The organism is Streptomyces sp. NPDC001927, assembly GCF_053594455.1.
This window is the reverse complement of sequence record NZ_JBSFEN010000001.1, coordinates 468,165-487,891: the sequence shown is the minus strand read 5'-3', so window position 1 is coordinate 487,891 and position 19,727 is coordinate 468,165. Positions and strand designations below refer to the sequence as shown.

At 71.5% G+C, this 19,727-nt stretch carries 21 protein-coding genes; 13 read left to right on the top strand and 8 right to left on the bottom strand.

All coding sequences use genetic code 11. From position 1 onward, the window contains the following. Window positions 1-39: 39 nt before the first annotated feature. Window positions 40-1,218 carry an ROK family glucokinase gene (locus ACWCO8_RS01940; protein WP_451030461.1) on the top strand — a complete coding sequence of 393 codons (1,179 nt, stop codon included), beginning with the start codon at window positions 40-42 and terminating at the stop codon, window positions 1,216-1,218. Next, the gene (locus ACWCO8_RS01935; protein WP_451030460.1) at window positions 1,215-1,790 is read left to right on the top strand and encodes a hypothetical protein; all 576 of its coding nucleotides are present in this window, start codon (window positions 1,215-1,217) and stop codon (window positions 1,788-1,790) included. Before ACWCO8_RS01940 ends, ACWCO8_RS01935 begins: the two co-directional genes overlap by 4 nt. 33 nt (window positions 1,791-1,823) lie before the next feature. Here the strand turns inward: ACWCO8_RS01935 and ACWCO8_RS01930 are convergent, their stop codons facing one another. After that, window positions 1,824-3,371 carry an MFS transporter gene (locus tag ACWCO8_RS01930; protein WP_451030459.1) on the bottom strand — a complete coding sequence of 516 codons (1,548 nt, stop codon included), beginning with the start codon at window positions 3,369-3,371 and terminating at the stop codon, window positions 1,824-1,826. A gap of 187 nt (window positions 3,372-3,558) precedes the next feature. On the opposite strand from ACWCO8_RS01930, the gene ACWCO8_RS01925 reads away from it, so the two are divergent. Continuing rightward, the gene (locus tag ACWCO8_RS01925; RefSeq protein ID WP_451030458.1) at window positions 3,559-4,623 is read left to right on the top strand and encodes a right-handed parallel beta-helix repeat-containing protein; all 1,065 of its coding nucleotides are present in this window, start codon (window positions 3,559-3,561) and stop codon (window positions 4,621-4,623) included. Between the two features lie 53 nt (window positions 4,624-4,676). Next, on the top strand, window positions 4,677-5,705 hold the full coding sequence (locus ACWCO8_RS01920; RefSeq protein ID WP_451030457.1) for a methyltransferase: 1,029 nt from the start codon (window positions 4,677-4,679) through the stop codon (window positions 5,703-5,705). A gap of 90 nt (window positions 5,706-5,795) precedes the next feature. Here the strand turns inward: ACWCO8_RS01920 and ACWCO8_RS01915 are convergent, their stop codons facing one another. From ACWCO8_RS01915 to ACWCO8_RS01885, 7 genes are all read right to left on the bottom strand, one after another. Then, window positions 5,796-6,128 (bottom strand): TcmI family type II polyketide cyclase, encoded by a 333-nt coding sequence (locus ACWCO8_RS01915; RefSeq protein ID WP_362012803.1) that lies wholly within the window; start codon window positions 6,126-6,128, stop codon window positions 5,796-5,798. Window positions 6,129-6,186: 58 nt separating this feature from the next. Further along, window positions 6,187-6,666 (bottom strand): SRPBCC family protein, encoded by a 480-nt coding sequence (locus tag ACWCO8_RS01910; protein WP_362012805.1) that lies wholly within the window; start codon window positions 6,664-6,666, stop codon window positions 6,187-6,189. 2 nt (window positions 6,667-6,668) lie between these two features. Continuing rightward, window positions 6,669-6,929, bottom strand: coding sequence for an acyl carrier protein (locus ACWCO8_RS01905; protein ID WP_362012809.1), 261 nt, complete (start codon window positions 6,927-6,929; stop codon window positions 6,669-6,671). A gap of 24 nt (window positions 6,930-6,953) precedes the next feature. Continuing rightward, a complete protein-coding gene (locus tag ACWCO8_RS01900; RefSeq protein ID WP_451030456.1) occupies window positions 6,954-8,201 on the bottom strand; it encodes a ketosynthase chain-length factor in 1,248 nt (415 codons plus the stop codon). After that, window positions 8,198-9,466 (bottom strand): beta-ketoacyl-[acyl-carrier-protein] synthase family protein, encoded by a 1,269-nt coding sequence (locus ACWCO8_RS01895; protein WP_451030455.1) that lies wholly within the window; start codon window positions 9,464-9,466, stop codon window positions 8,198-8,200. The genes ACWCO8_RS01900 and ACWCO8_RS01895 overlap by 4 nt, the downstream gene beginning before the upstream one ends. Continuing rightward, the gene (locus tag ACWCO8_RS01890) at window positions 9,463-9,933 is read right to left on the bottom strand and encodes a cupin domain-containing protein (protein ID WP_362012817.1); all 471 of its coding nucleotides are present in this window, start codon (window positions 9,931-9,933) and stop codon (window positions 9,463-9,465) included. Before ACWCO8_RS01890 ends, ACWCO8_RS01895 begins: the two co-directional genes overlap by 4 nt. A gap of 66 nt (window positions 9,934-9,999) precedes the next feature. Further along, entirely contained in the window at window positions 10,000-11,121 is a 1,122-nt protein-coding gene (locus ACWCO8_RS01885) for a SchA/CurD-like domain-containing protein (protein ID WP_451030454.1), read from the bottom strand. Window positions 11,122-11,352: 231 nt separating this feature from the next. Between ACWCO8_RS01885 and ACWCO8_RS01880 the strand changes: the two genes are divergently transcribed. The 9 genes from ACWCO8_RS01880 (at window position 11,353) to ACWCO8_RS01840 (ending at window position 19,727) form a co-directional block, all read left to right on the top strand. Next, window positions 11,353-13,014, top strand: coding sequence for an FAD-dependent oxidoreductase (locus ACWCO8_RS01880; protein WP_451030453.1), 1,662 nt, complete (start codon window positions 11,353-11,355; stop codon window positions 13,012-13,014). 248 nt (window positions 13,015-13,262) lie between these two features. Then, window positions 13,263-13,769 carry a sortase gene (locus tag ACWCO8_RS01875; RefSeq protein WP_451030452.1) on the top strand — a complete coding sequence of 169 codons (507 nt, stop codon included), beginning with the start codon at window positions 13,263-13,265 and terminating at the stop codon, window positions 13,767-13,769. A 106-nt stretch (window positions 13,770-13,875) separates the two neighbouring features. Then, a complete protein-coding gene (locus ACWCO8_RS01870; protein WP_451030451.1) occupies window positions 13,876-14,553 on the top strand; it encodes a class F sortase in 678 nt (225 codons plus the stop codon). Window positions 14,554-14,631: 78 nt separating this feature from the next. Beyond that, a complete protein-coding gene (gene pcaDC, locus ACWCO8_RS01865; protein ID WP_451030450.1) occupies window positions 14,632-15,900 on the top strand; it encodes a bifunctional 3-oxoadipate enol-lactonase/4-carboxymuconolactone decarboxylase PcaDC in 1,269 nt (422 codons plus the stop codon). Between the two features lie 40 nt (window positions 15,901-15,940). Continuing rightward, window positions 15,941-16,573: an MBL fold metallo-hydrolase gene (locus ACWCO8_RS01860; protein WP_451030449.1), complete on the top strand. Its 633-nt coding sequence runs from the start codon at window positions 15,941-15,943 to the stop codon at window positions 16,571-16,573. Window positions 16,574-16,603: 30 nt separating this feature from the next. Beyond that, window positions 16,604-17,383, top strand: a complete 780-nt coding sequence (locus ACWCO8_RS01855; protein ID WP_451030448.1) for an exodeoxyribonuclease III — start codon at window positions 16,604-16,606, stop codon at window positions 17,381-17,383. Between the two features lie 86 nt (window positions 17,384-17,469). Further along, window positions 17,470-17,907, top strand: coding sequence for a DUF6278 family protein (locus ACWCO8_RS01850; RefSeq protein ID WP_362012836.1), 438 nt, complete (start codon window positions 17,470-17,472; stop codon window positions 17,905-17,907). Between the two features lie 138 nt (window positions 17,908-18,045). Further along, window positions 18,046-18,792, top strand: a complete 747-nt coding sequence (locus tag ACWCO8_RS01845; protein WP_362012839.1) for an amino acid ABC transporter ATP-binding protein — start codon at window positions 18,046-18,048, stop codon at window positions 18,790-18,792. Window positions 18,793-18,809: 17 nt separating this feature from the next. Beyond that, the gene (locus ACWCO8_RS01840) at window positions 18,810-19,727 is read left to right on the top strand and encodes a glutamate ABC transporter substrate-binding protein (RefSeq protein ID WP_451030447.1); all 918 of its coding nucleotides are present in this window, start codon (window positions 18,810-18,812) and stop codon (window positions 19,725-19,727) included.

The window sequence follows — 19,727 nt, the reverse complement described above, 5'->3', positions numbered from 1 at the left end:
TCACGGCCCTCCTACACCGCACCTGGCAGAATCGAGCCGATGAGTACCTACCGCGACCTCTCCCACCGCGGCGCCGCCCGGGCCACGGTGCTGCGGACCGTCGGCACCCGGGAACGGCGCTCCCACCTGACCGCGCCCCGGGTGCCCACCGTCGGCATCGACATCGGCGGTACGAAGGTCATGGCCGGGGTCGTCGACGCGGACGGCACGATCCTGGAGAAGGTACGGACCGAGACGCCGGACAAGTCCAAGAGCCCCAAGGTCGTCGAGGACACCATCGTCGAACTGGTCCTGGACCTCTCCGACCGGCACGACGTGCACGCCGTCGGCATCGGCGCGGCGGGCTGGGTGGACGCCGAGCGGGCCACCGTCCTCTTCGCCCCGCACCTCGCCTGGCGCAACGAGCCGCTGCGCGACTCCCTCCAGTCCCGGCTCGCCGTGCCCGTCATGGTCGACAACGACGCGAACACAGCCGCCTGGGCCGAGTGGCGCTTCGGCGCCGGGCGCGGCGAGGACCACCTCGTCATGATCACGCTCGGCACCGGCATCGGCGGCGCGATCCTGGAGGACGGCCGGGTCAAGCGCGGCAAGTACGGAGTGGCCGGCGAGTTCGGCCATATGCAGGTCGTCCCCGGTGGCCACCGCTGCCCGTGCGGCAACCGGGGCTGCTGGGAGCAGTACAGCTCCGGAAACGCGCTGGTCCGCGAGGCCAAGGAGCTGGCGGCCGCGGACTCCCCGGTCGCGTACAACATCATCGAGCGGGTCAAGGGCAACGTCCCGGACATCACGGGACCGCTCATCACCGAGCTGGCCCGCGAGGGCGACGCCATGTGCGTCGAGCTCCTCCAGGACATCGGCCAGTGGCTGGGCGTCGGCATCGCCAACCTGGCCGCCGCCCTCGACCCCTCCTGCTTCGTCATCGGCGGGGGCGTCAGCGCCGCCGACGACCTGCTGATCGGCCCGGCCAGGGACGCCTTCCGGCGCCACCTCACCGGCCGCGGGTACCGCCCCGAGGCCCGGATCACCAAGGCCCAGCTCGGCCCCGAGGCAGGTATGGTCGGCGCGGCCGACCTCGCCCGGCTCGTTGCCCGCCGCTTCCGCCGCGCCAACCGGCGCCGCGTCGAGCGCTACGAACGGTACGAGCGGTACGCCCAGGTCCTCCGGGCCGCCACCGAACCCCGCACCTCCTCCCGCACCACCCAGGACCCGCCTTCATGACCGTCCCCTCCCCGACCACCTCGCCCGAACAGAGCACGAAGATGCCGGAGGACCGGCGCCACATGATCCGCCGGCGCTGGCTGACCGCGATCATCATCGTGCTGCTCGTCGGCATCCCCGCCGGGTATCTGATGATCTCCGCGGGTCAGAGCCGCGACAGCGGCCGCGACAAGGAGCGCGAGTCCTCGGCCACGGGCCTGAGCGACAACTGGCCCTCGCTGATGAAGCGCCGGGTCTTCGAGGTGCCGATCCCGCAGGGCAGCTCGAAGGTCGCCTACTTCGAGACCAGCAACTGGAAGACCAGCCGGCTGTACGTCCAGTTCACGACGACCGCGGCCCGCCTCGACACCTTCCTGAACGGGGTCGGCTCCAGCCGCTCCGCGCTGACCTCCGGCACGGTCACCGTGAGCGACCGCGACGCGGACATCGTCGGCTGGACCTTCCCGGCCGACCGCGTCTGGTCCTCCACCACGGTCAACCGCCCGAAGCCCCGGCCGAACCAGGACATCACCGTCGACCTCACGGACCCCGCGTCCCCCACGGTGTACGTGGTGTCCACGACGACGCCCTGACAGGTCCCGCGCACCCGCCTAGGAGCCCGCCCGCTACCGGGCGGCGTCCGTCTGCGTCTCCCGCCCGCGCGGGCTCGCGCCCGTGTCCGGCTTCCGCCGCTCGGCGCCGCCCGTCGGGACGCGTACCGTCGCGACGACGAGCAGGGAGGCGACCGCCCCCAGCGCCGCCGCCACGACAAGGACCCCGTTCAGGCCGGACGCGAACGCCTCCCGTACCAGGTCTGCCATCTCGGCGCGTTCACCCTCCGGCCGGCCGGCGATGATCGACCGGGCCTGTCCGCCGCTCAGAGCGGCGGCCGTCCCGTGCGGGTCGGGGACACCGCCGTCGGCCCTCAGCACCCGCTCGATCCGCGACTGGAAGATCACGCCGAACACGGCGATCCCCAGGGCGAAGCCCAACTGGCGGAAGGTGTTGACCGCACCGCCCACCATGCCCGCGCGCTCCGGCGGGACCGTGGCCAGGGCCGCCGCCGACAGGCTCGGTGTCACGAGCCCGACCCCCAGACCGGCGACGACGAGCCCCGCCACCAGGCTGCTGCCCGAGGACCCCGCGTCGAGGCCGGCCTGCATGCCGGAGCCCAGGGCGATCAGCGCGAGACCTCCGCCGATGCACGCCCGGGGCGGCCAGGGGCCGAAGCGGCCCGCGAGCGCCGACATGACGAACGCGGCGGCGCACATGGGCAGGATGTACAGACCCGCCTGGACGGGCTCGTACCCCAGTACGGACTGCATCCACAGCGACTCGTACAGCAGATAGGCGAACGCGGCGCCCTGCAGGAACAGGGCGCTGATCATGATGCCGGTGAACGACGGCCTGCGGAACAGCGACAGATCCAGGACCGGGTGCTCGTGCCTCGTCTCGACCACGACGAAGAGGGCGAGGGCGACGGCCGCCGCCGCGAACAGGCCGAGCGTGAAGGGTGCCGTCCAGCCCTCGGAGTGGGCCCGGATCAGCCCGAACGTGAGGGCCCCGCTCGCCACCGTGAAGGTGACCACGCCGAGGACGTCCGCACGCTGCCGGCCCTCGCCCTTGGCCTCGCGCACCGAGCGCAGGGTCATTACGACGGCGGCCAGGCAGACCGGCAGGTTGACGAAGAAGATCCATCGCCAGTCCAGGTACTGGGTGAGGAGTCCGCCGACCATCGGCCCGGCCGCCGCCGCGACCGAGTTGGTGGCGCCCCACACGGCGAAGGCCACCCCCCGGTCCCGGCCGCTGTAGTGCATGCCGAGCAGGGCGATCGTCGTACCGAACATCCCGGCGGCGCCAAGACCCTGCACCGCACGGGCACCGATCAGCACACCCGCGTTCGGAGCGAGCGCGCACACCACCGAGGCCGCGGTGAAGACGATCAGCCCGACGAGGTACACCTTCCTGCGGCCGATCCGGTCGGCGCGGGAACCGACGCCGAGCAGCAGCGACGCCAGGGCCAGCGCGTAGACGTCCACCACCCACTCCAGGTCGGAGAGCGTGGTGCCGAAGTCCGCCGCCATGGCGGGCAGCGCCACGACCACGATCGTGACGTCGAGGAGCAGCATGAAGGTGCCCAGACAGATCGCCGCCAAGGGCCACCACTTGCGCATCCGAACCTCTTCCCTGCCCGCCGCACCGAAGCGGTGCCCTCGGCGGCCCCCATGGTCCACGGCGGAGCGGCGTTTCCCCTCAGGACCCGCGCGCCACGCCCATCGAGTGGACCGCAGGGAGGTATGCCCAGGTCCGCCTGGAGGATCAGCGGTGGCAGGTCGGAACGCCCGCTCATAGCTTCGACACATGACCAAACGACAGATCGCCGTCCTGGCCTGCACCGTGGCTGTCGTGGCCACGAGTCTCGGCGCAGCCGCCCCGACGACCGCAAGCCGCACGGTGCACCGGGTGAAGCCCGGCGAATCGATCCAGAAGGCCGTGGACGCCGCGAAGCCGGGCGACACCGTCGTCCTGTCTCCCGGCACCTACCGTGAGAGCGTCCGCATCACCACATCGGACCTGACCCTGCGCGGCTCGACCGTCTTCCCCACGGTCATCGCGCCCAGCAAGGCCGCTTCCGACGACACCTGCGCCAAGGCCGGTCACGGCGTCTGCGTGACCGGCAAGGACGGCAGTCCCGTCAAGGGCGTCACCGTGCGCTCGCTCACGCTCCAGGGCTTCGCCAAGAACGGCCTGTGGGCGTCCCGTACCGACCGCCTGAAGGTCCATCGGGTGACGGCCGAGAAGAACGGCAACTGGGGCATCGCCCTGGAGCGGTCCGTCCGCAGCGAGCTGACCCACAACGTCGCCCGCGACAACGCGGACGCCGGCCTCTTCGTCTCCAACACCACCGACACGGAGGCCGGGGCCGTCGACGCCGAGGGAACCCGGATCAGCCACAACCGGCTCTCCGGCAACCGGATCGGCATCACGGTGCGGCGCCTGCGGAACCTGACCGTCGACCGCAACGAGGCGACCGGGAACTGCGCCGCCGTGTTCGTGGTGGGCGACGAGTCCACGCCGCGCGCCGGGGCGATGAAACTGCGCCGGAACTACATCCACGCCAACAACAAGCACTGCCCCAAGACGCCCCGACTGCCCTTCCTGCAGGGCTCGGGCATCGTCCTCACCGGCGCCGAGGAGACGCTGGTGGAGCGGAACAGGATCGAGGACAACGTCGGCGCCTCGCCGCTCTCGGGCGGCATCGTGCTCTTCAAGAGCTTCGTCGGCGCCCTCAACGAGCGCAACGAGATCCGCGACAACGTCGTCCTGCGCAACGGTTCGGCCGACCTGGCCAACCGGGACACCGGCAAGGGCAACACCTTCAGCGGCAACACCTGTGAGGTCTCGGAGCCCGCGGGCATGTGCTGAACGGTCGGACCCACTCCCTCACCCACGGCACGACTGCACAGACAAGGCGACAGATGACGACTGTTGATCCGGCTCCGCCGCCGCCCATGAGGCTGCGGGAACTCGTATTCGGGGCGGCGTGCGCCGCCGCCGTACGTGCGGCCGCCCGCCTCGGCGTGGCCGACGCCCTGGGCGACACGCCCATGACCGTGGAGGACCTGGCCGGGGCGGTCAAGACCCAGCCGCGGACCCTGCGCCGGCTGCTGCGCGCCCTGTCCTGCCAGGGGGTGTTCACCGAGCTGGCCGACGGCACCTTCGCGCACACGGAGATGTCCCGGCTGCTGCGCGAGGACGACCCGCAGAGCCTGCGGTACATCGCACTGTGGTGCACCGAGCCGTGGACGTGGGACGTCTGGCCGAAGCTCGACGAGGCGGTGCGCTCCGGCCGCAACGTCTTCGAGGACGTGTACGAAAGGGAGTTCTTCGCGTACCTCAACGAGGACGCGCCCGAGTCCGCGTACGTCTTCAACCGGGCCATGACGACGTCGAGCCGGCAGTCGGCGCAGGACGTCGCCGAGCTGCTGGATCTGCGGGGCGTGACGTCGGTCGTGGACATCGGCGGCGGTCAGGGCCACGTCCTGGCGAGTCTGCTGGAGAAGTACCCCGACCTGCACGGCACACTGCTCGACCTGCCGAGGGTGGTGGAGAACGCCGATCCGCGCCTGCGGGCGGACGGTCCTCTGGCCTCCCGGGTCCGTGTCGTGCCCGGGGACTGCCGGGAGTCCATCCCGGTCCAGGCGGACGTGTACATCATCAAGAACATCCTGGAGTGGGACGACGACAGCACCCGCAGGGCGCTCGCCAACGTCCGCGGGGCGGCCCGCCCCGGCGCCCGGGTCGTCGTGATCGAGAACCTCGTGGACGACACGCCGTCGATGAGGTTCACGACCGCCATGGACCTGCTGCTGCTCCTCAATGTCGGCGGTGCCAAGCACACCCGGCAGAGCATGGTCGAACGGCTGACGGACGCGGGGCTCGTCATCGACGAGATCCGCCCGGTCAACGCGTACCTCCACGCCTTCGAGTGCACCGTTCCCGGCTGAGGCCGGGGAGACCCGAAACCCGAGGCCGCCCGCTCCGCGTCGTTCGCGGGGCGGGCGGCCTCGGGTTTCGCTGCCGTGCGTATCTCGGGGTCAGGAACCCCCGTCGCGCTCCCAGCGGTAGAAGCACTGGGCCATGGCGTCCTTGGGGCTCCGCCACGTCTGCGGGTCGTACGCGCTGACGTACGCCGACAGTCGCTCGCTGGTGTCCCGGAACTCCGGGTGGCCGGTCAGCTTCGCGATGGCCGGCGCGGGGTCCTGCTCCGACTCGATGAGGTGCAGGTACACGTCACCGAACTGGAACAGGCGACGCCGGGTGACGCCGACAAGGTGCGGGAGTTCGCCGCGGTCGGAGGCGGCGAACACATCGGCGATCGCCGGCGCCGAATCGGGCACCATGCGGGCCACGATCAGAGCGTGGTGCATCGAGCGTCCTTCCTGGGAGTGCGGGGGTGGGGGAGGGCGGGGACCCGGCCGGGTGCGGTCAGCCGGGCAGGACCGAGGCGCTCCGGCGGTCGCGGGCGACCTGCTCGATGCGGTCCCGGATGAGGGCCATCTGCGTCTGGGAGTTGCGGTTGATGTTGTCGGTCATCCAGGCGTCGTCGACGGGAGCCTCGGGCTTCATCGCGAAGTCCTGCACCCAGCGCATGTGGACGCCGGCCGGCGTCTCCTCGTACTCCCACCGGATGTTCATGTGGTCGAACGGGCCGGTCTCGACCCGGCGGGCGCGGACCGTCCGTCCGGGGCGGTCGACGGTGCGCTCCGACACCCAGCTCCAGACCTTCCCGTCCTTGTCCGGGTGCATGGTCAGGCGGAAGGTGGTGGAGTCGCCCTCGCGGGAGAGCACTTCGAGGGAGGCGTACTCGCTGAAGAGGCGCGGCCAGTTCTCGATGTCGTTGGTGATGTCCCAGACGAGGTCGAGCGGTGCGTCGATGGTGATGCTGTTGTCAGTGTGACCGGACAACGTCAGACTCCCGTCTTGAGGGCGGTGTTGACCAGGCCGAGGAACTCGGCCGGCGTCTTGGAGCGCTCGGCGTCCGTGGGCAGCGCCACGCTGTACCGGTTCTCCAGCTCGCCGACGATCCCGAGCAGGCCGAGCGAGTCGACGCCCAGGGTGGCGAACGGCGCGTCCGGCGCCTTCTCCAGCTCCCGGGCGTCGACGGTGACCCCGGCCGACTGCTTCATCAGCGCGGCGAGTTCGTCGAAGGTCAGGGTGGTGGTGATCATCTGTGCTCTCCTTCCCGCCCGGTCCTACCGGGCGGAGTCGTCACCGCGGCGCACGACCAGCGCCGCGTTGGATCCCATGAGTCCCCGGCTGAGGACCAGGGCCGTGCGCAGCTCGGCGGGGCGAGCGCGGGACATCACCAGATCGAGGTCGTGGCAGATGTCGAACACGTTGGGGGTGGGCGGGACCACGCCGTGCTCCATCGCGAAGACCGCGGCGGCGGTGTCCAGGACGGGCGCCCCGCAGTAGGCACGGCCGATGCCCGTCTTGGGCGCCGTGACGGGAACGCGGGTCGCGTGTGCCCCGAGGGCGTCGGCGATCGCCAGCGCCTCGGCGCGGTCCGCCTCCGGTACGCCGAGCGCGTCGGCGAAGACGACGTCGATCTCCTCGGGCGCGCAGCCGGCCTCGTCGAGGGCGACGCGGACGGCGCGGGCGAGTCCCTCCCGGGACTCCTCCCACCGGGAGGCGCCGGTGAACGTGGCGCCGTGACCGGCCACGACGGCCCGGACGGTGGCTCCCCGGTCGCGGGCGCGGTCCTCGTCCTCCACGACGAGCATCGCGCCGCCCTCCGCGGGGACGAAGCCGCAGGCTCCCGCGGTGAAGGGCCGGTAGGCGCGGTCCGGGTCCTCGACGGTGCTGAGCTCCGGGTATCCGAGCTGGCACACCATCGAGTACGGGGCGAGCGGCGCCTCCGCCGCTCCGACGATCACCGCACCGGTCCCACGCCGTACGGCCCGGGCGGCGTGGGCGATGCCGTCCAGGCCTCCCGCCTCGTCGCTCGCGACCACCCCGCACGGTCCCTTGAACCCGCTCCGGATGGAGATCTGGCCGGTGCTCGCGGCGTAGAACCAGGCGATGGACTGGTACGGGCCGACGAACTTGGATCCCTGGCCCCAGAGCTTCTGGAGCTCCCGCTGGCCGAACTCGCCGCCGCCGGAACCGGCCGCGGTGACGACGCCGATCTCGAAGGGCTCCGCCGGGTCGTCGTGGGCGATGCCGGCGTCGTCGAGGGCGAGCTGGGCCGCGGCCATCGCGTAGTGGCTGAAGCGGTCGGTCTGGACGAGGAAACGCTCCTCGATCAGGGAGGAGGCGTCGAAGCCCCGGACCTCGCCCGCGACCTTGAGCGGCAGGTCCTGGCACCCCTCACGGGTGATCCGGTCCAGTACGCCCAGCCCTTCCCGGACGGACTTCCAGTACGCGTCGGCACGCAATCCGTTGGGGGCGATCACACCGATGCCGGTGACGACGGCCCGCCGTGGGCGCTCAGTGCTCATCGTGTCCTCCCGCCCGGCCCCGTCAGGAGGACCGCGGACTGGAAGCCGCCGAATCCGCTGCCCACGGAGAGCACGTTCCTGAGCTTCCGGGAGCGGGCGGTGCGCGGCACGTAGTCCAGGTCGCACTCGGGGTCGGGGGTCTCGTAGTTCGCCGTCGGAGGTACCACCTGGTGCTTCAGCGCGAGGACGCAGGCGGCCACCTCGATCGCGCCGATCGCGCCCAGCGAGTGCCCCACCATGGATTTGATGGAGCTCATGGGCGTGTCGTAGGCGTGCGCCCCCAGGGACAGCTTCACGGCGGCGGTCTCGTGCCGGTCGTTCTGCCGGGTGCCCGAGCCGTGCGCGTTGACGTAGTCGATCAGCGTCGGGTCGAGCCGGGCCTGGTCGAGCGTGGAGTCGATCGCCCGGGACATCTCCAGGCCTTCGCCGGTCAGCCCGGTCATGTGGTACGCGTTGCCGAAGGTGGCGTAGCCGCCGATCTCGCAGTAGATGTGCGCACCGCGGGCCCTGGCGTGCTCGTACTCCTCGAGCACGAGCACGGCCGCGCCTTCGCCCATGACGAAACCGTTGCGGTTGTTGTCGAAGGGCCGGGAGGCGTGCTCCGGGTCGTCGTTGTCGGGCGAGGTGGCCTTGATGGCGTCGAAGCAGGCCATGGTGATCGGGGATATCGGGGAGTCCGACGCACCCGCTATGCAGACGTCCGCCCGGCCCTCCTCGATCGTGTGGAAGGCGTAGCCGACGGCGTCGAGGCCGGAGGTGCAGCCGGTGGAGACGGTCTGCACCGGGCCGCGGGCGCCGAACTGTTCGGCCACGACGGAGGCGAGCGTGCTCGGCGAGAACGCCAGGTGCAGCTTGGGGTCGGCCGTGCGGTGGTCCACGTCCCACCGCTGCCCGCCCTCGCTGACCAGGACGTAGTCGTGTTCGAGCCGGGTGGTGCCGCCGACGGCGCTGCCCAGGGAGACGGCGACGCGCCACGGGTCCTCGGCGTCGGTGTCGAGTCCGGAGTCGCGGACGGCTTCCCCGGCGGCGACGACGGCGAACTGGATGTACCGGTCGGCGTGGCGGCTCAGCTCCGGGTCGAGGCCGTGGTCCGCCGGGTCGAAGTCGCACTCGGCGGCTATACGGGAGCGCAGCCCGACCGGGTCGAACAGGGTGATGCCGCGGGTCGCGGTACGGCCGGCGGCGAGGAGGTCCCAGAACGCCTTCGCTCCGGTGCCGCCCGGAGCGACCACACCGATACCGGTGACGGCCACTCGCCGGGTCACTCGATGGCCCCGCTTCGCTCGGACACCTGTCCCGGGTCGCCCACGGTCAGGTGCGGGCCCGCCGCGGCGAGCTCGGCCTCGTCGGTGCCCTCCGTGTCGACGTGGCCGAGGCTCGGCCGGGGGGCGAGCGGGCCCAGGTGGAAGACCATGCGCGCCTCCACGTCACCCACGTTGCGGAAGCGGTGCCGCATGTCGATCGGGATCAGCAGACCCTGATCGGTCGTGAGCGCGTACGTCTCGCCGTCCAGATCCACTTCCAGCGCGCCCGAGACGACGTACACGAACTCCTCGGAGTACGGGTGGTAGTGCTCGCCGATGCGCTCGCCCGGTTGAACGATGGCCAGGCCCATGAAGCCGCTGGTGGAACCCACCGTGGCCGGCGTGAGCATGGCCCGCAGGTCACCTCCCCGCCTGCGGTTGGGTTCCGTCTCGTCCAGGTTCACGATGCGTGGACGCTGCTTGAGCATGGTTGGTACCTCCGGATGTGGCAGTGACGTGCTGGGGAGCGACTGCGACGGGGCCGTGACCGGCCGTCAGGAATCCGCCGAGCGGTCGGTGACGGGCAGCATGTCGGCGTGCGACAGGAGCCGGTTGAGGTTGCGCTCCGTCTTCAGGGAGCCCTCGACGCCGATCGCGGCGCCGTCGAGGAGGAGTTCGAGCTCCGCGGCCTTCCCGGAGCCCTTGAGCCCGAGGGAGGCGACGGGGTCGAGGTCGAGTTCGCCCGTGAGGTCGACCAGGCGCACCACGATGTCGTCGCGCTGGAACACGGTGCTGCCGTACACCGGGCTGTCCGGATCGTCCGCGGCGGCCCGGTCCTGGTGGGCGAGCAGCCGGGCCAGCTCCATCCCGCGGCCTTCCTTGGCCGGGTAGTACAGCGCGTGCCGCCGCAGCTCGGCCGGTGCCGGCCGGCTGGACACCACGTGCTGGACGGCCGGGAGCGCGGCCCGGGTGAAGAACACCCGCGCCGACTCGGGGTCGGTCAGGTCCCGGTCCTGCTCCAGGTACGGGTTGATGGCCTCCTCGACCGCTCGTACCTCGGGCTGACGGGCCACGTGCCGCAGCGCCACGAGGAGGTCGCCCTCCACCTCCACGGCCCGCACGACACGATTGCCGTGCATGAACAGGGAGGTACGGCGCAGCCGTGTGGTCTCGTCGACCTGGGCCCGGGGCGACTCGTACCCGGCCAGGAGCTCCGCCACCTTCGACTCGGAGCCCGGCTTGACGGTGAAGGTGAGGGCATGTCGGGCCACACCGTCGCCCACGCGCGGGGCGACCTGCACGTCCGCCGCTGCCGCGGCCCGCGAGGCCTGCTGACCCGGACCGGTCTCCCGGAGGATGCTGTAGCGCATCGAACGGGTGTCCCGGACACAGCTGTGCATCGGCTTGACCGTCTGGACGTGCTCCTCGCTGTTCACCCAGGCGAGGAACGGCGGAGCGCTCTCCCACTCGCTGGTGATGAGCCACTGCGAGGGGTTCTCGATGGACTGGCAGAGCTGGTCACTGATGTGACCGGGTACGGAGGCGACCTGCTTGCGCATGAGTTCGTACGCGTCCAGGAACTGCTGCTGAGCTCCTTCGTACAGGTCGAGCAGGAGGATCACTCGCAGCTTGGAGCCGTCGAACGCCGACTGCGAGATGCGTCCCGAGGGGGCCATCCGGCACACCTCTTCTCTTCTCGGTGGGGGGTGGGAACGACCTACGCGACCGAAACGCCGGAGTCGTGATGTGTCGATGGTTGACAGGAGCGCCGAGAGCGCGCGAGCCCGAACGAGCGGACGAGTGAACCGCGTGTCATCCGGGTGCCCCCGGCACGCGGACCCGTCACCGAAGGGCTTGAATCTGGATCCCATCCCCGACTCGCGTCGCAGGACGCCGGGAGACGAACAATGAACCGATTCGACGTGACCGGCGAAGCAGCAGGTCACCGCACGCCCGTACTCATCGTCGGCGGCTCGCTGGTGGGCCTGTCCACCTCGCTGTTCCTGGGACGTCTCGGAGTGCCGCACACCCTGGTCGAGCGCCACTCGGGTACCTCGATCCACCCGCGCGGCCGCGGCAACAACGTGCGCACGATGGAGCTGTTCCGCTCGGCCGGGCTCGAGCCGTCCATCCAGAAGGCCGCCTCGGTCCTGGCGGAGAACGGCGGCATCCTGCAGACGCCCAGCCTGGTGGGCGATGTCGGCGAGTGGCTGTTCAAGGAGATCGACCCCGGCGGCGGACTCGCCCGCTTCAGCCCCGCCGCGTGGTGCCTGTGCAGCCAGAACGACCTCGAACCGGTGCTGCTCGAACGCGCCCGGGAGCTGGGCGGGGATCTGCGGTTCTCCACGGAGCTGATGTCGTTCGAGCAGGACACCGAAGGGGTGACCGCACAGGTCAAGAGCCGCGACACCGGCGAGCACACCACCATCCGCGCGGACTACCTCGTCGCGGCGGACGGCCCGCGCAGCCCGGTCCGCGAGCTGCTCGGCATCGGGCAGAACGGTCCGGGCGACCTGTTCCACAACGTGAGCGTCACCTTCGTCTCCCGCGGCCTCGCGGACGTCGTCGGCGACCGGCACTTCATCGTCTGCTACCTGACGAACCCGGACGCCGACGGGGCCCTGCTGCCGGTCGACAACCGGGAGCGCTGGGTGTTCCACGCTCCCTGGCACCCCGAACAGGGCGAGACGCTGGAGGAGTTCACCGACGAGCGGTGCGCGGAACACATCCGGCGGGCCGTGGGAGTGCCGGACCTCGATGTGGAGATCACGGGCAGAGCTCCCTGGCACGCGGCCCAGAGAGTCGCCGAACGGTACGCGGACGGCCGGGTGTTCCTCGCCGGCGACTCCGCCCACGAGATGCCGCCGACCGGCGCGTTCGGCTCCAACACCGGTATCCAGGACGCGCACAACCTCGCCTGGAAGCTCGCCGCCGTCCTGGGCGGCTGGGCCGGCCCCGGCCTGCTCGGGTCCTACGACGCGGAGCGCCGGCCGGTGGCGGAGGCGACGAGCGCCCGCGCCTCGTCGCGGTCGGTCGAACACAGCCACCCCGGGTACGTCCCCGGCCCCGGTGCCGGCGCCGGTAGCCCGAAGGGAAGGAAGGGCGGCCTGCTCAACGAGGTGCTCGGCTACCGCTATCCGCAGGGCGCCGTCGTGGGCGCCGACCCGACGCTGCCGGTCGTGTCCGACGGACTGCGGCTGACGGGCGAACCCGGGAGCCGGGCACCCCACCTGTGGCTGAACCGCGCCGATGGCCGGGTCTCCACCCTCGACCTGTACGAGCGGTCCCTGGTCCTCCTGAGTTCCGAGGAAGGCGGGTGGCACACCGCGGCGACCCGCGTCGGGCAGGAGCTGGCGGTGCCGCTCGACTCGTACCGGATCGGCGACGGGCCCGACGCGGAGCTCTCGCCCGAGAGCGACACGGACTGGGCGGAGGCCCACGGCGTCACCGCGGACGGCGCGGTGCTCGTCCGCCCCGACGGGTTCGTCGCGTGGCGGTCCGAAGGGGCCTCGACGGATCCCGTGGCGGCGTTGCGGGAAGCCGTCACGGCGATCCTGGGCCGGGGCTGACCGCTTCCCGGGGACCCGCCTAGCCCGTTCGCGCGCGGGACGCCATGCGTTTCCGCGCAGCGCACGGGCCGCCGTGACCTGCGGCGATGATCAGCGGCAAGGACGATCAAGACCCCGACCGGGGGACATCGGGCGCGATCCTCCCGTTGCGGTGATCACCGGTCGGGGATCTTCTCGTGCTCGGAGCACAGCACAGGTGCCGCGCGGTCCAGCCGGCCAGGAAAGCTCCGCCGAAGGAGAGAAGAAGCATGCGTCTCGCACGTACAGGTTCCCAGCTCGCCCTGGTCCTGACCGCCCTCGCCCTGTCCGCACCCTCCGCCGTCGCGGCGCCCACCGGTGAAGCCTGGGTCAACCCCAGGAAGGCGACCCCCGGCTCCACCGTCACCGTCAGCACCACCGCGTGCGGCACGGAGACGTACGGCAAGGGGGAGTCGGTGGCGGGCGGCAAGTTCCACCTCCTGCCGGGCGACCGGAAGGGCGTCCTGGTGGGTGAGTTCACGCTCCCCACCGACGCCGTCTCCGGCACGGACACCGTGACCCTTAAGTGCCCGCCCCGCGTCCAGCTGACCGTGACCTATCAGATCTCCGGCCGGCCGAACGGTGCCGTGGCAGCGGGCTTCGGCTGGGCCGCCGCCGCGGAAGGGGACGGCGGTGGCAGTCCGTACGCCGTCGGCGCGCTGCTCCTCGGTGGCGCCGCCGCGGGCGTCCTGATCAGGATGCGCCGCCGCGCCACCGCCGCCCGGAACTCCGCCTGAACCCCACCCCCCACGCCCCCAACCCCCTCACGCCCCACGCACCACAGCCACGGCCCCGGCTCCGCGCGGAGATCCGGGGCCGTCATCCAGCGGAGGCACGATCCGCATGAAGAACGGCTCCGGGCCGAGGCCGGACGGAGCGCCGTCCCGGCGCGTCCCCTCGGTCAGGGCGCTCGCCTGGGCGACGCTCGTCGGCATCGTCCTGCTCGTCCACGTACCCGGAGGCGGCGACGGCGGCTCGCGGCCGCCGACGACCCCGCAGGCCACACCGGCGCCCGCCCGGCCCGCCGCCGGGGCCGAACGGGACCGCACCGGACCTCGGCCGCTGCCCGGGTCCGACGCGGCGTGGCTCAGGATTCCGGACATCGGGATCAACGTGGGCCTGATCCCCCTGGAGTTGGACCGCGCCGGAGCACTGCGCCCCCCGCCCACGTCCGACCCGACCGTGGCCGGCTGGTACGCCGACGGCCCCGCCCCCGGGGCGCCGGGCACGGCCGTGGTGGCCGGACACGTGGACACCCCGCTCGGCCCCGCCGTCTTCCACCGGCTCGACGCCCTCTCCCGGGGCGCCAGGATCGAGATCGAGCGCGAGGACGGACGTACGGCCCTCTTCACCGTCGACGCGGTCGAGGTCCATCCCAAGGACCGCTTCCCCGACGACAAGGTCTACGGCGGTTCGGGCCGCCCCGAGCTGCGGCTGATCACCTGCGGCGGTGACTGGTCGAGCGACACCGGCTATCGGGCCAACACGGTGGTCTTCGCGACCTTCACGGGGACGAAGTAGCGCCCGCCATGTGGGACAGGGGCCGCAAGTTTCGACCCGGCGACGTCCGAGCCGGTGAGAGATGAGAGGGTCTTGCGGGTGAGTGAGACACCGACGAACACCCTGCAATACCGCCTCGACGGGAGAGAAGACGCCCCGGTTCTGGTCCTGGGCCCCTCGCTCGGCACGACCATGCACATGTGGGACCGGCAGATACCCGAGCTGACCCGGCAGTGGCGCGTCGTCCGGTTCGACCTGCCCGGTCACGGCGGGGCGCCCGCCCGGCCCTTCACCTCCGTCGCCGAGCTCGGCGACCGGCTGCTCGCCACCCTCGACGATCTCGGCGTCCAGCGCTTCGGCTACGCGGGCTGCTCCATCGGCGGCGCCGTCGGCCTCGACCTCGCGCTGCGCGCACCCCACCGGGTCGCCTCGCTCGCCCTGGTCGCCACGTCGCCCCGGTTCGGCAGCGCCGACGAGTTCCGCCAGCGCGGGGTGATCGTCCGTGCCAACGGCCTCGACCCCATGGCCCGTACCGCCCCCGAGCAGTGGTTCACCCCCGCCTACTGCGCCGCCCAGCCCGCCATCGTCGAGTGGGCCGTGCAGATGGTCCGCACCACCGACCCCGGCTGCTACATCGGCGCCTGCGAGGCGCTCGCCCTCTTCGACGTCCGCGAGGCCATCGGCCGGATCGGCGTCCCCGCCCTGGTCCTCGTCGGCTCCGACGACCAGGTCACCGGCCCCGCCGAGGCCCGCACCCTGGTCGCCGGGATCGCCGACGCGCGGCTCGCGGTCGTCCCCGGCGCCTCCCACCTCGCCCCCGTCGAGCAGCCGGCCGCCGTCACCGAGCTGCTCATCGACCACTTCGCCGGGATCGTCCACGACACCCAGGCCACGCTGCCGGCGCCGCCGATGCCGCCCGCCTCCGCCTCCGTCGTGCCCGTCGCCGAGATCGCGCCCGCCGAGCCGGCAGCCGAGGCCACCGGGAGCGCGCGCCCCGACCCGTACGAACGGGGGGACAGGCTCCGCCGCGAGATCCTCGGCGACGCCCATGTGGAGCAGGCCAGGGCCGACGCGTTCGGCGCCGACCTCCAGGACCTCGTCACCCGCTACGCCTGGGGCGAGGTGTGGAACCGGGACGGCCTGGACCGCCGTACCCGCAGCTGCGTGACCCTGACCGCGCTGATCGCGGGCGGCCATCTCGACGCCCTCGCGGATCACACCCGGGCCGCCCTGCGCAACGGGCTCACCCCCGACGAGCTGCGCGAGGTCGTGCTCCAGACCGCCGTCTACTGCGGGCTCCCGGCCGCCGAGAGCGCCCTGCGCGTCGTGGGCAGGGTGATCAAGGAGGAGACCACCCCTCAGGCGTAGGCTGGCCGGGCCCGTACGGCCCGTCGTGAGGGGGAGTCCCGTGAAGCTGACGAAGAAGTCGCACGCCTGCGTCCGCCTGGAGAAGGACGGGCGGACGCTCGTCATCGACCCCGGGAACTTCAGCGAGGAGGACGCCGCCCTCGGCGCCGACGTCCTCCTCGTCACCCACGAGCACCCCGACCACTTCGACGAGAACCGGCTCCGGGCCGGTCTCGAGGCCAACCCGGCGGCCGAGATCTGGACCCTGCGCAGCGTCGCGGACCAGCTGTCGGCCGCCTTCCCGGGCCGCGTCCACACCGTCGGCCACGGCGACACGTTCACCGCCGCCGGATTCGACGTCCAGGTCCACGGCGAGCTGCACGCGGTGATCCACCCGGACATCCCCCGGATCACCAACATCGGCTTCTTCGTGGACGGCGCGGTCTTCCACCCGGGCGACGCGCTGACCGTCCCGGACCGGCCGGTGGACACGCTGATGCTGCCGGTGATGGCCCCCTGGAACAAGATCTCCGAGGTCATCGAGTACGTACGCGAGGTCATGCCGCGGCGCGCCATCGACATCCACGACGCCCTGCTCACCGACCTCGCCCGGCCGATCTACGACCGGCAGATCGGCGCGCTCGGCGGCACGGACCACGGCCGGCTCACCCCGGGCGACTCCACGCAGCTGTGACTGTCACACCCCGCCGTTAGGCTTGCGCTCATGCGCATCGCGACCTGGAACGTCAATTCGATCACCGCCCGCCTGCCTCGACTCCTGGCCTGGCTGGAGAGCACCGGCACGGACGTGCTGTGCGTCCAGGAGACCAAGTGCACCGCCGAGCAGTTCCCCACCGACGAGCTGCGCGAGCTGGGGTACGAGTCGGTGGTCAACGCCACCGGCCGGTGGAACGGCGTGGCCCTGATCTCCAAGGTCGGCCTGGAGGACGTGGTCACCGGCCTGCCCGGCGGGCCGGAGTACGAAGGCGTGCAGGAGCCCCGGGCCATCTCCGCGACCTGCGGACCGGTCCGGGTCTGGTCGGTGTACGTGCCGAACGGCCGCGAGGTCGCCCACGAGCACTACGCGTACAAGCTCCGCTGGCTGGAGGCGCTCCAGGCGGCCGTCGCCGAGGACGCGGCGGCGGAGCGGCCCTTCGCCGTCCTCGGCGACTACAACATCGCCCCGACCGACGACGACGTCTGGGACCGCTCGGCCTTCGAGGGCCTCACACACGTCACCGAGCCGGAGCGGGCCGCGCTGGCCGGGCTCCGCGAGGCGGGCCTCCAGGACGTGGTCCCGCGCCCGCTCAAGTACGACCACCCCTTCACGTACTGGGACTACCGCCAGCTCTGCTTCCCGAAGAACCGGGGCATGCGCATCGACCTGGTGTACGGCAACAAGCCGTTCGCCGACGCGGTCAAGGACGGCTACGTCGACCGCGAGGAACGCAAGGGCAAGGGCGCCTCGGACCACGCCCCGGTCGTCGTCGACCTGGACGTCTAGCCTCCGACCCCTCCCCGGGCCCCCGGCGTGGATGATCTCCGCGCGCCGGGTGGTGCCACGGGAGGGTGAAATGCGACGCTGTTCGGATGAACATCCCGTTCCTGGACAACTGGCGCAAGCGGCATGAGGCCGATCAGCCCCCCTTGGCCGCGGCCTTCGACCGCGACCCGGAAGGGGTGGGTGAGCTGCTCGCCGAGTGCGAGCTGCTGCGCGCCAGAGTCCAGGACCGCGGGGTGACCCTCGACGACAGCCCCCGCTCGCTCGCCGCCCTCGACCAGCTCTCGCCGCGCTGGCGCGACGATCCGGAGGAGCTGCCCTGGATCGGCAACGACGCCGGCCTCTATCTCGGCACCGTCATCGTGCGGAACGTGCCGGGCGCGAGCTGGCAGGTGTGGCCCGGCGGACAGCCGGTGGTGCGGCTCGCCTCGGGCCGGGAGATCAACGTGGTCGAGGCCGGGCTCGACTGGGCCATGACCGGGTCGCCGGAGCTCTCCCAGATGTACGGCGAGGCCGCCGAGTTCTGAGCGCCCGCACCCCCGCCGAACACTCCTTTGCAGTAAATACGGCTTATACCGGTTTTACGCGTGTCGACCATGAAGTCCCCTTTTGCGCCGGATAGTTTGCGCTGACCTCGACACGGCTGAAAAGGGGCAGGGGAGCGTATGGCGGTCGTCGATCCGTTGATCGAGCTGCGTGACGTCAACAAGCACTACGGCACGTTGCACGTCCTTCAAGGCATCAGTCTCACCGTCGGGCGCGGGGAGGTGGTCGTCGTCATCGGGCCCTCGGGCTCGGGGAAGTCGACCCTCTGCCGGGCCATGAACCGGCTGGAGGCCGTCGAGTCGGGCGAGATCATCATCGACGGACAGCCCCTCCCGGAGGAGGGCAAGGCGCTGGCCCGGCTCCGTGCCGAGGTCGGCATGGTCTTCCAGTCCTTCAACCTCTTCGCGCACAAGACCGTCCTCGCCAATGTCTCCCTGGCGCAGATCAAGGTCCGCAAGCGCAAGAAGGAGGAGGCCGACCGGCGCTCCCGCGAGCTCCTCGACCGGGTCGGCCTCGCCGCCCACGCCGACAAGTTCCCCGCCCAGCTCTCCGGCGGCCAGCAGCAGCGCGTCGCGATCGCCCGCGCCCTCGCCATGGACCCCAAGGCGCTCCTCTTCGACGAGCCGACCTCCGCCCTCGACCCCGAGATGATCAACGAGGTCCTCGAGGTCATGCAGCAGCTCGCCCGCGAGGGCATGACCATGGTCGTCGTCACCCACGAGATGGGCTTCGCGCGCTCCGCCGCCAACCGGGTCGTCTTCATGGCCGACGGCCGCATCGTCGAGGACCGCACACCCGAGGAGTTCTTCACCAGCCCGCGCAGCGAACGCGCCAAGGACTTCCTGTCCAAGATCCTCAAGCACTGAGCGGGGGCGGACACCACATGCACCGAACGCGACGTCATCCCACCGTCCTCGCGCTGCTCGCCGTCTCCTTGACCGCCCTGGTTGCCTGCGGCAAGGAGGGCAGTCCGCCCGTCAAGGGGCCGCAGCCCGACGAACTCCCCGTCTACCAGGTCCAGTCGGCGTTCCAACTGCCCGACTCTCCCACCTGGGAACGGGCGAAGAAGCGCGGTCACCTCGTCGTCGGCGCCAAGGAGGACCAGCCCTACATGGGGGAGAAGGACCCGGCCACCGGAACGTACTCCGGCTTCGACATCGAGATCGCCAAGATGCTCTCCGCCTCCCTCGGCTTCGACCCGGCCACGATCAGCTTCCGGACCATCGCCTCGGCCAACCGCGAAACCGCCCTGCAGAACGGCCAGATCGACTACTACGTCGGCACGTACACCATCAACGACAACCGCAAGAAGCTCGTCGGCTTCGCGGGCCCCTACTACATGGCCGGCCAGTCGCTGCTCGTCCGCACCGACGAGAACGACATCCACGGCCCCCAGGACCTCGACGGCAAACGGGTCTGCTCGGCCGCCGGATCCACCCCGTACCAGCGGATGGAGCGGGACTACCCGAAGGCGGAACTGGTCGCCTACGACACGTACTCCGTCTGCGTCGACAACCTGCTCACCTACCAGGTCGACGCGGTCACCACCGACGACACCATCCTCATGGGCTACGCGGCCAAGGTCCCGAACGAACTCAAGGTCGTCGGCAAGCCGTTCTCCAAGGAGCCGTACGGCGTCGGCGTCCCCCGGAACGACAACGCCCTGCGCTTCGCCCTCGACGACGCCCTCGCGTTCCACGAGAAGAACGGCGACTGGAAGAAGGCCTACGACGTGACCCTCGGCCTCTCGGGGGTGCCCGCCCCGCAGCCGCCCGCCGTCGACCGCTACCCGGCGAGCTGA

What these genes read in the sequence shown, in the direction of transcription:
- ACWCO8_RS01890 (WP_362012817.1), bottom strand. Translation starts at nt 9,933, where the DNA reads ATGCTCAAGCAGCGTCCACGCATCGTGAACCTGGACGAGACGGAACCC.
- ACWCO8_RS01935 (WP_451030460.1), top strand. Translation starts at nt 1,215, where the DNA reads ATGACCGTCCCCTCCCCGACCACCTCGCCCGAACAGAGCACGAAGATG.
- ACWCO8_RS01920 (WP_451030457.1), top strand. Translation starts at nt 4,677, where the DNA reads ATGACGACTGTTGATCCGGCTCCGCCGCCGCCCATGAGGCTGCGGGAA.
- ACWCO8_RS01940 (WP_451030461.1), top strand. Translation starts at nt 40, where the DNA reads ATGAGTACCTACCGCGACCTCTCCCACCGCGGCGCCGCCCGGGCCACG.
- ACWCO8_RS01900 (WP_451030456.1), bottom strand. Translation starts at nt 8,201, where the DNA reads ATGAGCACTGAGCGCCCACGGCGGGCCGTCGTCACCGGCATCGGTGTG.
- ACWCO8_RS01870 (WP_451030451.1), top strand. Translation starts at nt 13,876, where the DNA reads ATGAAGAACGGCTCCGGGCCGAGGCCGGACGGAGCGCCGTCCCGGCGC.
- ACWCO8_RS01840 (WP_451030447.1), top strand. Translation starts at nt 18,810, where the DNA reads ATGCACCGAACGCGACGTCATCCCACCGTCCTCGCGCTGCTCGCCGTC.
- ACWCO8_RS01880 (WP_451030453.1), top strand. Translation starts at nt 11,353, where the DNA reads ATGAACCGATTCGACGTGACCGGCGAAGCAGCAGGTCACCGCACGCCC.
- ACWCO8_RS01850 (WP_362012836.1), top strand. Translation starts at nt 17,470, where the DNA reads ATGAACATCCCGTTCCTGGACAACTGGCGCAAGCGGCATGAGGCCGAT.
- ACWCO8_RS01875 (WP_451030452.1), top strand. Translation starts at nt 13,263, where the DNA reads ATGCGTCTCGCACGTACAGGTTCCCAGCTCGCCCTGGTCCTGACCGCC.
- ACWCO8_RS01855 (WP_451030448.1), top strand. Translation starts at nt 16,604, where the DNA reads ATGCGCATCGCGACCTGGAACGTCAATTCGATCACCGCCCGCCTGCCT.
- ACWCO8_RS01925 (WP_451030458.1), top strand. Translation starts at nt 3,559, where the DNA reads ATGACCAAACGACAGATCGCCGTCCTGGCCTGCACCGTGGCTGTCGTG.
- ACWCO8_RS01915 (WP_362012803.1), bottom strand. Translation starts at nt 6,128, where the DNA reads ATGCACCACGCTCTGATCGTGGCCCGCATGGTGCCCGATTCGGCGCCG.
- ACWCO8_RS01930 (WP_451030459.1), bottom strand. Translation starts at nt 3,371, where the DNA reads ATGCGCAAGTGGTGGCCCTTGGCGGCGATCTGTCTGGGCACCTTCATG.
- ACWCO8_RS01885 (WP_451030454.1), bottom strand. Translation starts at nt 11,121, where the DNA reads ATGGCCCCCTCGGGACGCATCTCGCAGTCGGCGTTCGACGGCTCCAAG.
- ACWCO8_RS01845 (WP_362012839.1), top strand. Translation starts at nt 18,046, where the DNA reads ATGGCGGTCGTCGATCCGTTGATCGAGCTGCGTGACGTCAACAAGCAC.
- ACWCO8_RS01905 (WP_362012809.1), bottom strand. Translation starts at nt 6,929, where the DNA reads ATGATCACCACCACCCTGACCTTCGACGAACTCGCCGCGCTGATGAAG.